We start from the raw sequence: 13,247 nt of genomic DNA on the forward strand, positions 1-13,247 counted from the left end.
TTTGTTGCCAATCAAACCCTTATCTTTGAGCCGTTTTAATAAAAAAGGCTTAACCCGCCTAAGAAAATCAACAGATGAATATTAAAAACGCTCAACTAGAAGTTGACAATTGGATTAAGGAACACGGTGTTCGTTACTTTAACGAATTAACTAATATGGCTCAACTTACGGAAGAAGTAGGTGAAGTTGCTCGAATTATTGCTCGTAGATATGGAGAGCAATCAGAAAAGGAAAGTGACAAAAACAAAGATTTAGGAGAAGAACTCTCCGATGTTTTGTTTGTCCTATTGTGTTTAGCCAACCAAACAGGGGTAGATTTACAAGCTGCTTTTGACGCTAAATTAGACTTAAAAACCAAACGCGATCACGATCGTCATCATAACAATCAAAAATTAAAATAATGGCAAATCAAAAAGTCCAAAAAGTTGCGGAAACTCCAATTTGGAGACTAGCTATTAGGTTTATGATTTCTTTCGGAGCTATTTTAGCAGTGGTTTTAACAGCTGCAGAACTCATCAGAAACGGAAATTTAAATGCTATTCCAGAAAGTTTTAGCAACGGAACTTGGATCACTTTTGTAGGTATCAGACTTGTTGTTATTACGGGATATGGATTTGTAATGGCTTTTTTAACCAAAAGAAAAGCTAAAAACCTAGTATAAAATATGGCACACGCAGATATAGGAACTAAATTTTTAAAACAATACAACGGACCTGTTAATGATTCTTTCGAAATTACAGGCTCTAAAAGCGAAAGTAATCGCTTATTGATTTTACAAGCACTTTATCCAAGCATCAAAATTAGCAACCTCTCCAATTCTGATGACACGAACTTGATGTTAAATGCGTTAAAATCATCAGAAAAAGAAATTAATATTGGACACGCGGGTACTACCATGCGCTTTTTAACCAGTTATTTTGCTGTAAAACCTAACTCCGAAATTATTTTAACAGGATCGCAAAGAATGCAAGAGCGTCCTATTAAAATTTTGGTTGATGCTTTACGTGCTTTAGGAGCAAATATAGAATACGTCAAAAACGATGGGTTTCCTCCATTAAAAATTACAGGAACAACTTTAAAAGATAATAAGGTAAAGATTGATGGAAGTGTGAGTAGCCAATACATTTCATCTTTGTTACTGATAGCTCCAACGCTACCCGAAGGACTGACGATTGAGTTTGAAGGTAAAATTACTTCCATTCCTTACATTCAAATGACTTTGAGCTTGTTGAATGACTTGGGTGTTGAGACCTATTTTGAGGGTCAATTTATAAAAGTACAAGCCACTAAAGATATTAAAAACACAGACTTTACAGTAGAATCAGATTGGAGTTCAGCTTCTTACTCTTATAGTTTTGTCGCGTTATCCAGTCGTGGAAAATTAGATATTTCTTCCTACAAACAAACAAGTTTACAAGGAGACTCTGTTTTACAGGATATTTACATGGAATTTGGTGTAAACACCACTTTTAACAAACATACAATTACGCTAGAAAAAATTCAGAATTTTGAATTACCCAAAAGAGTAGAATTCGACTTAGTAAAGGCTCCAGATATTGCGCAAACCATCGCTGTTACTGCTTTTGGTTTGGGTGTGGAATGTCATATGACAGGGTTACATACCTTAAAAATTAAAGAAACAGATCGTATTATTGCTTTGTACAACGAACTAACAAAATTGGGTGCTACCATAGAATATACCGATGAAACGTTAACTGTAAAAGCTTTTTGTGGGAAGATTAATAATGACATTCATATTGCTACTTATAATGACCACAGAATGGCCATGGCATTTGCACCATTATTATTAAAAGTAAACATTAATATTGATGATGCGGGAGTTGTTTCTAAATCCTACCCTAGTTATTGGGAAAATTTTGAAAGATTTCAATAATAATCAAATTCGCGTAAAACAGAAGGCTCAAAAATAATTTTGAGCCTTTTGTTTTATATACACCTTACAAACACTGACTTTTAAGAACTCTCAATCATCTGAATTTCATCAACTTTAAAAAAAACTGTTCATATACTTGACAACCCCTATTTCCAGATTGTATATTTGCTGCCTTATATAAAAACAACATTTACATGAAGTTATCTGCATTTCACTTTGATTTACCTGATGAACTGATCGCTCAACACCCTGCTGAATACAGGGATGAGTCTCGTTTAATGGTATTGAATAGAAAAGAACAAACTATTGAACACAAACAGTTTAAAGATGTAATTGACTATTTTGACGACGGAGACCTAATGGTTTTAAATAATACCAAAGTTTTTCCTGCTCGTATGTACGGAAATAAAGAAAAAACAGGTGCTAGAATCGAAGTTTTTTTGTTGCGTGAATTGAATGCCGAAAATCGTTTGTGGGATGTTTTAGTTGACCCTGCTCGTAAAATTCGTATTGGAAATAAGTTGTTCTTTGGAGAAGATGATTCTCTAGTAGCTGAGGTTATTGACAACACAACTTCTAGAGGACGTACCTTGAGATTTTTGTATGACGGTTCTTACGAAGAATTCAGACAAAAATTAGAAGAACTAGGAGAAACTCCAATTCCAAAACATATCGATAGAGACGTTGAACCTGAAGATGCTGAGCGTTTTCAAACCATTTATGCTAAAGAAGAAGGTGCCGTTGCAGCTCCTACTGCTGGACTACATTTTTCTAAGCATTTAATGAAGCGTTTGGAAATTAAAGGAATAGATTTTACAGACATTACTTTACACATTGGTTTAGGTACTTTTAACCCTGTTGAGGTGGAAGATTTATCTAAGCACAAGATGGATTCTGAACAAATGAAAGTTTCTGAAGAAACCTGTAAAACCGTAAATAGCGCTTTAAAAAACAAACGCAGAGTTTGTGCTGTGGGTACTACAGTGATGAGATCTATAGAGTCTACAGTATCTTCTAGCGGAACTTTAAATCCATTTGACGGCTGGACTAATAAATTTATTTTCCCTCCTTATGAGTTTAGTATTGCCAACGCAATGATTACTAATTTTCATCCCTCTAAATCTACCTTAATGATGCAGGTAGCTGCTTTTGCAGGTTACGACTTTTTAATGCAAGCTTACGAAGAGGCTATTAAAGAAGGTTATAAATTTAGTACTTATGGAGATGCGATGTTGATTATCTAATCAATAAAACAATTATACTTGAATCCCGAAGTTTGTCGCTTCGGGATTTTTCTTTTACAATACTTACGTACCTTTGCAAAACAGTATTTTATAAACACCCATCATGTCTAAAAAAGATATCAGAGCACTTAGTAAAGAACAATTAAGAGATTTTTTTGTAGAAAACGGAGACAAATCTTTTAGAGGTAACCAAGTATACGAATGGTTATGGAGTAAGTCTGCTTATACTTTTGATGACATGACGAATCTCTCCAAAAAAACGAGGGATATGCTAGATGAACATTTTACTATCAATCATATTGAAGTAGACAATATGCAACGTAGTAAAGATGGTACGGTTAAAAACGCAGTAAAGCTACACGATGGAATGATTGTAGAATCTGTATTGATTCCTACAGGTTCTAGAACCACTGCTTGCGTTTCTAGTCAAGTAGGCTGTAGCTTGGACTGTGAATTTTGTGCTACTTCTCGTTTAAAGCGTATGCGTAATTTAAATGCTGATGAGATTTTTGATCAAGTAGCGGCTATTAATCAAGAAAGTCTAAAAACCCATAAACATAAACTTTCTAATATTGTGTATATGGGGATGGGAGAACCTTTAATGAACTATAACAACGTGATGAAATCTATTGAGATGATTACAAGCGATGAAGGTTTAGGAATGTCTCCAAAAAGAATTACTGTTTCTACCTCAGGATTACCTAAAATGATCAAAAAATTAGCTGATGATGAGGTAAAATTTAATTTAGCTGTTTCCTTACACTCTGCGGTGGAAGAAACTCGAAATAAAATTATGCCATTTTCTAAAAACTTTCCTTTAACTGATTTAAAAGAATCATTAGAATATTGGTATGCTAAAACACAAAGTAGAGTTACCTACGAATACGTGGTCTGGAGAGATATTAACGATAAACAACTTGATATTAATGCATTGGTGCAATTCTGCTCGTACATCCCTTGCAAGGTAAATTTAATTGAATATAATCCTATTGATGATGGAGAATACCAGCAAGCTAGCAATGCAGCCATAGACAACTATGTATATACTTTAGAAAAAAACGGAATTGTAGTAAATGTGCGTAGATCTAGAGGTAAAGATATTGATGCCGCTTGCGGACAGTTGGCTAATAAGAGTTAACTTAAATTTACTACTACTAAATTGTTATTTTCAATTTTAAAATCTACGTCGTTGCCTATTCAATCATACAGAACAGAATAGAGTCCATAACACTATATTTCTATTATGTATTCCCCACTTGTTATTCACATAATCGGGGTTAGCTAGCTACTCAATTTATAAAGGTTATCATACTTTTCAGTTATCAGCAAACAAAATTTTTCTGTTTAGGGTTTTGTTTCGCTACTAAGCTAACTGTACAAAAGGCTGACAACCGAACTTTAAGGCTCATCAATTAGCAGACTAGAAATTTCAATTATGAAAACTTGATGATTATTAGATAGGATACGATCTCCTTATAATTTGAGCTTTTCGTATTCAAGTAAGAATTTCTTAAGAACATTACTACACATCATAATATTTTATAAAACACAAAAGTCTAGTATGATTAATTTAGAACACTTTAATACCTAAAACACAACTACATACAAATCAATCAATTAGATAATAAAATCAAGCTAAATTTTACTCATAGACTCAAATTATTTACACAAAAACACACCGTATTTATCCAAGAGTACTTTTCGTGTACTCTGATGTCCTAGATTTACACTTCATATTAACTAAAAATAATTTATTATGATTAAAAAATTACTTTTTGCAGCAATTACAATTGCTTTGTCCGTATCATCACAAGCACAAGTATCAGGATCTTTTGACTCTACATCAGTAACTATTGATACTGATGGTAAAATTATTGAAGTCGATGGAGCTCCATTTGATTTAACTACTAACCCCTTAAAAGTTACTTTTATTGGATTAGGTACTGCTGATTTAGCAACTAAAGTAAATGAAAGAGTTTTTACAGGAGTAAGAAGCGGATACACTCCACCTGACAACAATGATGGAAGTGGGGAAGTAAACGGTACATTACACACTAATTCTCCTGGAACTATTTTTGCATCTGACGGAGATGCTGGAGGAACAGTTAGTTTTGATATCGATAAAACCAACTTCCCAAATAATGCTGCCACATCAGCAATTACAGTAGGACAAACTGGATTACAAATTGTATCTAGAATGAAAGTTTCTAACGGACCATCTACTTTTAGATCTGCCGTATTAAACAACGTTACAGTTGTACTTCCAGGTACGTTATCTAACAACTTTATCAAAAAACTAGACGCTAATATCTCAGCTTCTAATGGGACTATTTCTGTAGAAGGTGCAAATTTAGATGCTGTTTATACTATTACAGGTCAGCAAGTAGCTGCTACTGGCTTGGCTAGCGGTATATACATCGTAAAAATTTCTAAAGGAAATGCTTCAGAAATTGTAAAAATTGTATTGGACTAGTTGCCCAACTTTTTTTTATAAAAAGCTTAAAAAGGCTACCCAAGTTTGGGTAGCCTTTTTTATTTGTAATCAATCCCAATAATCAATAAGCAAAAAACTAGTAATTACTATTTTATAATATTTTAACTATATTAGCTAGCGATAAGCTTTAGGGGTGTTTTCAATTGAACATTGCCTATTATTGAGATCGTACTCTCTAATAGTAATATAAATAATCAATTCGAAAACTGAGAATTACCCTTTGAACCTGAATAAGTTAGCACTTACGGAGGAAAAAGCGGGGTCATGGACCTCATATTTTGTGATTGTAGCTACGCTGGCCAAACGTGTTCCTAAATTTCACTTCAAGCAAATCTTTGCAAAGTTTATCAACAAAAATTTTAACCTATTGAATATTTCAATAATTAAATGTGATGCTGATGACTATTAAAGTGAACAACCAACCCAAAGAAATTTCAGACAAAAGCTCTGTATCTCAATTGTTAAAACAATTAGATCAGCTAGAGCATGGAATAGCGGTTGCTGTAAATCAACAAATCATCACCAAAACGGATTGGACTCAAAAAGAATTGATTGATGGAGATGATATTTTAATCATTCAAGCAACTCAAGGAGGATAAACAGTACAAAACGATTAGTACATAGTACTGAGCTTTGATCAAAAATTAAACACAACCACAAATTTATTGGGTACTAAGTAACCAGTATTTAACACTTTTAAAAAAGATGAAAAATAAAGACACCGCACCAAAGGAAGGACAAATCACTAGGAAACCCTTTCCTAACTCAAAAAAAATCTACGTACAAGGTAAAATTCACCCACAAATTAATGTGGCGATGCGTGAAATTAGCTTGAGCGACACGAAAGATTCCATGACAGGCAAATTAACACCAAACGAACCTGTTACGGTATATGATACTTCTGGACCTTATACAGACCCTAACAAAGAAATTAACGTTCACGAAGGTATCGAAAGAATTAGAGAGCAGTGGATTTTAGACCGTGGAGATGTAGAAGAGTTGGATTCTTTTTCTTCTGAATACTGCAATGAGCGTTTAAACGATAAAAGTTTGGACCACATGCGTTTTAATTTAAAGCATAAACCAAAACGCGCTAAAAAAGGACAAAACGTAACACAGTTACACTACGCTAAAAAAGGAATTATTACTCCAGAAATGGAATATATTGCAATTCGTGAAAATCAGCGTATAGATGAAATGACAGAAATTAGAAAGCAACACCCAGGAGAACATTTTGGAGCTTCTATTCCTGCAAAAATCACCCCTGAGTTTGTACGTGAAGAAGTGGCAAGAGGTCGTGCAGTCATCCCATCGAACATCAACCACCCAGAAGCAGAACCTATGATTTTAGGTAGAAACTTCTTAGTAAAAATAAACGCAAATATTGGGAATTCTGCCACCACATCATCTATAGAAGAAGAAGTAGAAAAAGCAGTATGGGCTTGTCGTTGGGGAGCAGACAATATCATGGATTTGTCAACAGGTCAAAACATTCACGAAACTCGTGAGTGGATTGTACGTAACTCTCCAGTGCCCATTGGTACTGTACCTATTTACCAAGCATTAGAAAAAGTAAACGGTGTTGCCGAAGACTTAACATGGGAAATTTTCCGTGATACCTTAATTGAGCAAGCAGAACAAGGAGTAGACTACTTTACTATTCACGCCGGTGTATTGTTACGTTACGTACCCATGACGGCTAAACGTGTAACAGGTATTGTGTCTCGTGGAGGTTCTATTATGGCTAAATGGTGTTTAGCTCATCACAAAGAAAGTTTCTTATACACGCATTTTGAGGAAATTTGTGAAATCTTAAAATCTTACGATGTTGCCTTTTCTTTAGGAGATGGTTTACGTCCAGGTTCTGTTGCCGATGCGAATGATGAAGCTCAGTTTGCTGAATTAGAAACTTTAGGAGAACTAACTCAAATTGCTCGTAAGCACGAAGTACAGTGTTTTATAGAAGGGCCAGGTCACGTGCCAATGCATATGATTAAAGAAAACATGGAAAAGCAAATTGAAGTTTGTGACGAAGCTCCATTCTATACATTAGGACCTTTAACAACAGATATTGCTCCAGGTTACGACCACATTACTTCTGGTATTGGTGCTGCTATGATTGGTTGGTACGGATGTGCTATGTTATGTTACGTTACTCCAAAAGAACACTTAGGGTTGCCAAATAAAGAAGATGTACGTGTAGGAGTTGTTACTTATAAATTAGCTGCCCATGCTGCCGATTTAGCTAAAGGACACCCGGGTTCTCAACACAGAGATAACGCATTGAGTATGGCTCGTTTTGAATTCCGTTGGGAAGATCAATTCAACTTAGGATTAGACCCTGAGCGTGCTTTAGAATATCACGATGAGACTCTACCAGCAGATGGTGCTAAAGTTGCCCATTTTTGCTCTATGTGTGGACCAAAATTCTGTTCTATGAAAATTTCTCAAGAAGTACGTGATTTCGCTGCCGAAAACGAAATTTCTGATGACAACGAAGTGTTGCAAAAAGGAATGGAAGAAAAGTCTCAAGAATTTAAAGACAAAGGTTCAGAGGTTTATTTATAGAATAATTAGGGAGTTCCCCAAAACGGTCATCGAGCGGAGTCGAGATAACCGTTTTGGGTCGGGCTTTCCGCTATATCTTTTACCTGTTCTCGATACAAATTTATTGTGTTACACTACATAAATTCACTCGAACTGACAGTAAAAGGATGTCGCTGCAATCCCTAACTCAATGAAAGTCGCTAATGATGAAACAGTTTCAGTTTTACGCTACGACTCAATATCCAGTAGAACTTTGAATAAAATCGGAATTTCAAAACACAAAACGTCATGCTGAACTCGTTTCAGCATCACATCAAAACTGTAATATGATTTTAAACATTGATTCAGAGTAACAATAAGGAATTGTCACTTCGAGTGATTTTGAGGAACGAAAAATTGTATCGAAAGGTCAAGCCAAAAAGAAATAAAAAATGATTATTCTAATTGCACCAGAAAAGGATATTCCTAGCGAACTTGAAATACTAAATCAATTATTTCAAGAAGGATTAGAATATTATCATTTCAGAAAACCGCATAAGAATTACCAAGAACACTGTGATTATTTAAATCAAATTGATGTAAAATATCACAACAGAATCGTAGTTCATTATTTTCATGAGCTAACAAATGAGTACAATTTGAAAGGAATTCATTTTCAGGAGCAAAAACGAAGAGATTGCTTAGACACACCAAGTGATTATTTTGTTAAACTAAATAATATGTATGGTAAAACCATCAGTAGTTCTTTTCACGAACCAGAAGAATTGGAAAATTGCAATTTTGAATTTGACTACCATTTACTAAGTCCTGTTTTTTCTTCTATTTCCAAACAAGGATATGAAGGTCGTGGTTTTGATGTAAATCACATCAACAAAACCATTGTAGGTATGGGTGGTGTTACTACCGAGAATTTAGGTGAATTTGACAAACTAGGTTTCAAAGGAGTTGGAGTTTTAGGAGGGATTTGGAATAGCAAATCGCCTATTGAAGATTTTAAATTGATGAACAGTCACTTCGAGTGAATTTCTGTAATGGAATGAAAGAAATTTGTATCGAGAAGTTTTCGATACATTTTATTCCTCTACGTTTCATAAAACACTCAAACTGACAAGTAAAATATGAAAGAACACAAATACATATTAACCATTGCTGGTCACGATCCTTCGGGAGGTGCAGGACTCACTTCGGACATTAAAACGTTTGAAGCACACGGTTTTTATGGACTTTCTGTTTGCACAGCCATCACCATTCAAAACGATGTGGATTTTAAAGAATGTATTTGGATTGAAGAAGCTACAATTATTTCTCAAATAGAAACTTTGTTCGAACGTTTTGAAATTCCAATTGTTAAAGTCGGAATCATCCAATCCTGGGAGACATTGTCTCTTTTATTAGGCAAATTACACGCTTTAAACCGTGATGTTAAAATCGTTTTAGATCCAATTATCAAAGCAACAGCAGGTTTTGACTTTCATAGCACTGAAAATCAAGATTTACTAGATAAAATTTGGGAGCAATGCTATATCATCACCCCAAATTACGATGAAATTCAATTATTGTATCCCGAAAAAAACATAGAAGAAACTATTGAACATATTAGTAGCCTCTCGAATATCTATCTAAAAGGAGGACATCGAAAGGACAAAAAAGGATGGGACGAATTGTATCATAGCGGAATAGTTATGGTTAACATCCCTCCAAATATCGATATTATCAAAGAAAAGCATGGAAGCGGGTGTGTACTGTCTTCCTCATTGGCTTGTAATTTGTCTTTGGAACAAGAACTCGAAGATGCTTGCAAAGCCACTAAACAGTATGTAGAAACATTTTTAAACTCGAATGATTCTTTGTTGGGAACTCATATTAGAATTCAGCATAAAGAAGTTGAGAATTTAGAAAATAATTTCAGTAGTTAATGGAAAAGACAAATACATTTCAAGATTTAATGGTCTGGCAGAAAGGGCATCAATTTATTCTTGAAGTCTACAAGATTACAAAATCCTTTCCAAAAGAAGAGATTTATGGACTATCATCACAATTTAGAAGAGCATCCGTTCCTGTTACTGCTAATATCGCCGAAGGATACAAAAGAACTAGCACCAAAGAAAAACTACGTTTTTACAATATCGCTCAAGCTTCGCTGGAAGAATGTCGATATTTTTTGATATTATCAAACGACCTAAACTATATGAATTTAAATACTAGGCAAGTTCAATTAATAGAAGAAGTAAGTAAACTTTTAAATGGATACTGTAAAAGTATTCTTAACTCCTTAAATTCATAACTACTGAATTCCTATACACAATGACCATCAATAAACTTCACTATATATCACAAGGAAACTCTCCAAAAGAGCATCTAGAAAACATACAACAAGCTTGTCAATCTGGTGCAGAATTGGTTCAGTTACGTTTGAAAAATCTATCTGATAAAAAGATTCTAAAAGCTGTTGAAGAAGCACGGGAAATCACTAACCACTTTCAAACAAGATTAATTGTAAACGATCATTATAAAATTGCTAAACAAATAAAAGCAGACGGTGTACATTTAGGTTTAACAGATACAAATCCTACACTTGCACGAAAAGAATTATACTCTTGGCAAATCATAGGAGGTACAGCAAATACATTACAAGACTGTAAACAACGGTTGCAAGAAGAAGTAGACTATATTGGTTTGGGTCCATTTAGATTTACGGATACAAAACAAAACTTGAGTCCTGTTTTAGGTTTGGATGGGTACCGATTGATTATTGAAGAATTAAGGACAAACACTCCTATTATTGCTATTGGCGGTATTGCAATAGAAGATATTCCTGATATTTTAAACACAGGAGTTTCAGGAATTGCTATGTCTGGAGAAATCACAAAGGACTTTAATAAGATAAAGACTTTGAACAAAATACTATTAGCAGGAAATAGTCAAGAGCAGAAATACGATTTTAATAACTTATAAGAATTTAAAATAAAAAAGAAGGTATCAATTTCAGCTACCCATTTCTCAAATTCTTAACTACTGAATAAAAAATGAACGATATATTAAAAATAGGGGATAAAACATTTGACTCTAGATTATTTACTGGAACTGGAAAATTCAGCTCCAACGATTTGATGGCAGAAGCTATTCTAGCTTCAGAAAGTGAATTGGTAACCGTAGCGTTAAAGCGTGTAGACGTTGATAATGAACAAGACAAAATGTTACAAAGTATTCAACAACCGCATATAAATTTACTACCTAATACTTCTGGAGTAAGAAATGCTAAAGAAGCTGTTTTTGCTGCTCAATTAGCTAGAGAAGCTTTAGAAACCAATTGGATAAAATTAGAAATTCACCCAGACCCAAAATACTTATTACCAGATCCTATAGAAACGTTAAAAGCTGCTGAGGAATTGGTTAAGCAGGGATTTGTAGTGATGCCCTACATCCATGCAGATCCCGTTTTATGTAAAAGACTTGAGGAAGTAGGAACCCAATGCGTAATGCCTTTGGGAGCTCCTATTGGAACTAACAAAGGAATCAAAACCGTAGATTTTTTGGAAATTATTATAGAACAAAGCAACGTACCTGTAATTGTTGATGCTGGAATTGGAAGTCCGTCACATGCTGCTTATGCTATGGAACTAGGAGCAGATGCTGTTTTGGTAAATACTGCTATTGCAGTTTCACAAAATCCTGTGGAAATGGCTAAAGCATTTAAAATGGCTGTAGAAGCAGGTCGAATGGCATATAACGCTAAGTTAGCAAGTGTTAAAAAACATGCAGAAGCTAGCAGTCCGTTAACATCATTTTTAAATTAGAAGTTCAGGAGTCAAAACTCCTAAATGAGTAGTAGTTAAGGAGCTGTAGCACAGCAATACTTAACTACTTCACTCCTTAAATTCTTAACTACTAAAATTATGAGTACTTTCCAAAACATATTTGACACCTACAATTGGGACGAAACCCTCGCAAGTATCAATAACAAAACTGCACAAGATGTTGAATACGCGTTATCTAAAACTAAAAGAGATTTAGAGGATTTTAAAGCCTTGATTTCTCCAGCGGCTGCTCCTTATTTAGAGCAAATGGCTCAGGCAAGTATGGCAACTACCCGAAAACGGTTTGGGAACACAATACAAATGTATGTGCCTATGTATTTGTCTAACGAATGTCAAAATATATGTACCTACTGTGGGTTTAGTATGACTAATAAAATTCCTCGTAGAACATTAACCGATGAGGAAATTTTAAAAGAAGTCTCGTTTTTAAAAGAGAAAGGATACGATCATATTTTATTAGTCACAGGTGAAGCTAATAAAACAGTTGGGGTTCCCTATATAAAACATGCTATGGAATTGATTAAAGATCAATTCTCTAACATTACTATTGAAGTACAACCTTTGGATCAAGATGAGTACGAAGAGTTGATAGAAGCGAACTTATATTCAGTATTGGTTTATCAAGAAACCTATCATAGAAACGAGTATAAAAAACACCATCCTAAAGGAAAGAAATCTAATTTTGACTATCGATTAGATACTCCAGATAGATTAGGAAAAGCTGGTATTCACAAAATTGGAATTGGTGCCTTGTTTGGTTTGGAGGATTGGAGAGCAGATAGTTTTTTTGTAGCCCTACATTTAAAATATTTGCAAAAAACCTATTGGAAAACCAAATACTCCATCTCTTTTCCTAGGTTGCGTCCGCACAGCGGTGGTTTAGAACCAAAAGTAGAAATGACAGACAAACATTTAGTACAAACCATTTGTGCGTTTAGATTACTAGACGAAGATGTGGAACTATCTATGAGTACCCGCGAGAGCGAAGAATTTAGAAATCATATAGTTCATTTGGGTATTACTTCCATAAGTGCTGAGTCTAAAACAAACCCTGGAGGTTATACTGTAGACCCACAAACTTTAGAACAATTTGAAATCTCTGACGAAAGACCCACTGAAACTATTGCCAATATGTTAACTAAGCAAGGTTTAGAACCTGTGTGGAAAGATTGGGAAACATTCAATTAGTCCTAAGTACAAAGTAGTTAGGACTAAGTCTTTAGTTTTATATCACAAATCATGCACTTCGT

The 13,247-nt window shown here is 34.5% G+C and carries 14 protein-coding genes; all 14 read left to right on the top strand.

Annotated features, from left to right (window positions below; translation table 11 throughout):
* The first annotated feature begins 74 nt into the window (after window positions 1–74).
* Complete coding sequence (locus ACXGQW_RS05165; RefSeq protein WP_457824030.1) at window positions 75–401, top strand: nucleotide pyrophosphohydrolase; 327 nt, start codon at window positions 75–77, stop codon at window positions 399–401.
* Window positions 401–661 carry a hypothetical protein gene (locus ACXGQW_RS05170; protein ID WP_457824031.1) on the top strand — a complete coding sequence of 87 codons (261 nt, stop codon included), beginning with the start codon at window positions 401–403 and terminating at the stop codon, window positions 659–661. The genes ACXGQW_RS05165 and ACXGQW_RS05170 overlap by 1 nt, the downstream gene beginning before the upstream one ends.
* A 3-nt stretch (window positions 662–664) precedes the next feature.
* The gene (locus ACXGQW_RS05175; protein ID WP_457824032.1) at window positions 665–1,894 is read left to right on the top strand and encodes a 3-phosphoshikimate 1-carboxyvinyltransferase; all 1,230 of its coding nucleotides are present in this window, start codon (window positions 665–667) and stop codon (window positions 1,892–1,894) included.
* A 194-nt stretch (window positions 1,895–2,088) separates the two neighbouring features.
* Window positions 2,089–3,138 (top strand): tRNA preQ1(34) S-adenosylmethionine ribosyltransferase-isomerase QueA, encoded by a 1,050-nt coding sequence (gene queA / locus ACXGQW_RS05180; RefSeq protein WP_457824033.1) that lies wholly within the window; start codon window positions 2,089–2,091, stop codon window positions 3,136–3,138.
* 103 nt (window positions 3,139–3,241) lie between these two features.
* Window positions 3,242–4,276, top strand: coding sequence for a 23S rRNA (adenine(2503)-C(2))-methyltransferase RlmN (gene rlmN / locus ACXGQW_RS05185; protein WP_457824034.1), 1,035 nt, complete (start codon window positions 3,242–3,244; stop codon window positions 4,274–4,276).
* A gap of 618 nt (window positions 4,277–4,894) precedes the next feature.
* Window positions 4,895–5,611, top strand: a complete 717-nt coding sequence (locus ACXGQW_RS05190; protein ID WP_457824035.1) for a hypothetical protein — start codon at window positions 4,895–4,897, stop codon at window positions 5,609–5,611.
* 419 nt (window positions 5,612–6,030) lie between these two features.
* Window positions 6,031–6,231, top strand: coding sequence for a sulfur carrier protein ThiS (thiS, locus tag ACXGQW_RS05195; protein ID WP_457824036.1), 201 nt, complete (start codon window positions 6,031–6,033; stop codon window positions 6,229–6,231).
* A gap of 106 nt (window positions 6,232–6,337) precedes the next feature.
* Window positions 6,338–8,200, top strand: a complete 1,863-nt coding sequence (thiC, locus tag ACXGQW_RS05200) for a phosphomethylpyrimidine synthase ThiC (RefSeq protein WP_457824037.1) — start codon at window positions 6,338–6,340, stop codon at window positions 8,198–8,200.
* Between the two features lie 410 nt (window positions 8,201–8,610).
* Window positions 8,611–9,201: a thiamine phosphate synthase gene (locus ACXGQW_RS05205; RefSeq protein ID WP_457824038.1), complete on the top strand. Its 591-nt coding sequence runs from the start codon at window positions 8,611–8,613 to the stop codon at window positions 9,199–9,201.
* A 96-nt stretch (window positions 9,202–9,297) separates the two neighbouring features.
* Window positions 9,298–10,095: a hydroxymethylpyrimidine/phosphomethylpyrimidine kinase gene (locus ACXGQW_RS05210; protein WP_457824039.1), complete on the top strand. Its 798-nt coding sequence runs from the start codon at window positions 9,298–9,300 to the stop codon at window positions 10,093–10,095.
* Window positions 10,095–10,463 carry a four helix bundle protein gene (locus ACXGQW_RS05215; protein WP_457824040.1) on the top strand — a complete coding sequence of 123 codons (369 nt, stop codon included), beginning with the start codon at window positions 10,095–10,097 and terminating at the stop codon, window positions 10,461–10,463. The genes ACXGQW_RS05210 and ACXGQW_RS05215 overlap by 1 nt, the downstream gene beginning before the upstream one ends.
* A gap of 20 nt (window positions 10,464–10,483) precedes the next feature.
* Window positions 10,484–11,134: a thiamine phosphate synthase gene (gene thiE / locus ACXGQW_RS05220; RefSeq protein ID WP_457824041.1), complete on the top strand. Its 651-nt coding sequence runs from the start codon at window positions 10,484–10,486 to the stop codon at window positions 11,132–11,134.
* A 71-nt stretch (window positions 11,135–11,205) separates the two neighbouring features.
* Entirely contained in the window at window positions 11,206–11,976 is a 771-nt protein-coding gene (locus ACXGQW_RS05225) for a thiazole synthase (RefSeq protein WP_457824042.1), read from the top strand.
* A 99-nt stretch (window positions 11,977–12,075) separates the two neighbouring features.
* Window positions 12,076–13,185, top strand: coding sequence for a 2-iminoacetate synthase ThiH (gene thiH / locus ACXGQW_RS05230; RefSeq protein WP_457824043.1), 1,110 nt, complete (start codon window positions 12,076–12,078; stop codon window positions 13,183–13,185).
* The last annotated feature ends 62 nt before the right edge of the window (window positions 13,186–13,247 follow it).

The organism is Wenyingzhuangia sp. IMCC45533 (assembly GCF_054111225.1).

What these genes read in the sequence shown, in the direction of transcription:
- ACXGQW_RS05165 (WP_457824030.1), top strand. Translation starts at nt 75, where the DNA reads ATGAATATTAAAAACGCTCAACTAGAAGTTGACAATTGGATTAAGGAA.
- ACXGQW_RS05170 (WP_457824031.1), top strand. Translation starts at nt 401, where the DNA reads ATGGCAAATCAAAAAGTCCAAAAAGTTGCGGAAACTCCAATTTGGAGA.
- ACXGQW_RS05175 (WP_457824032.1), top strand. Translation starts at nt 665, where the DNA reads ATGGCACACGCAGATATAGGAACTAAATTTTTAAAACAATACAACGGA.
- queA (WP_457824033.1), top strand. Translation starts at nt 2,089, where the DNA reads ATGAAGTTATCTGCATTTCACTTTGATTTACCTGATGAACTGATCGCT.
- rlmN (WP_457824034.1), top strand. Translation starts at nt 3,242, where the DNA reads ATGTCTAAAAAAGATATCAGAGCACTTAGTAAAGAACAATTAAGAGAT.
- ACXGQW_RS05190 (WP_457824035.1), top strand. Translation starts at nt 4,895, where the DNA reads ATGATTAAAAAATTACTTTTTGCAGCAATTACAATTGCTTTGTCCGTA.
- thiS (WP_457824036.1), top strand. Translation starts at nt 6,031, where the DNA reads ATGACTATTAAAGTGAACAACCAACCCAAAGAAATTTCAGACAAAAGC.
- thiC (WP_457824037.1), top strand. Translation starts at nt 6,338, where the DNA reads ATGAAAAATAAAGACACCGCACCAAAGGAAGGACAAATCACTAGGAAA.
- ACXGQW_RS05205 (WP_457824038.1), top strand. Translation starts at nt 8,611, where the DNA reads ATGATTATTCTAATTGCACCAGAAAAGGATATTCCTAGCGAACTTGAA.
- ACXGQW_RS05210 (WP_457824039.1), top strand. Translation starts at nt 9,298, where the DNA reads ATGAAAGAACACAAATACATATTAACCATTGCTGGTCACGATCCTTCG.
- ACXGQW_RS05215 (WP_457824040.1), top strand. Translation starts at nt 10,095, where the DNA reads ATGGAAAAGACAAATACATTTCAAGATTTAATGGTCTGGCAGAAAGGG.
- thiE (WP_457824041.1), top strand. Translation starts at nt 10,484, where the DNA reads ATGACCATCAATAAACTTCACTATATATCACAAGGAAACTCTCCAAAA.
- ACXGQW_RS05225 (WP_457824042.1), top strand. Translation starts at nt 11,206, where the DNA reads ATGAACGATATATTAAAAATAGGGGATAAAACATTTGACTCTAGATTA.
- thiH (WP_457824043.1), top strand. Translation starts at nt 12,076, where the DNA reads ATGAGTACTTTCCAAAACATATTTGACACCTACAATTGGGACGAAACC.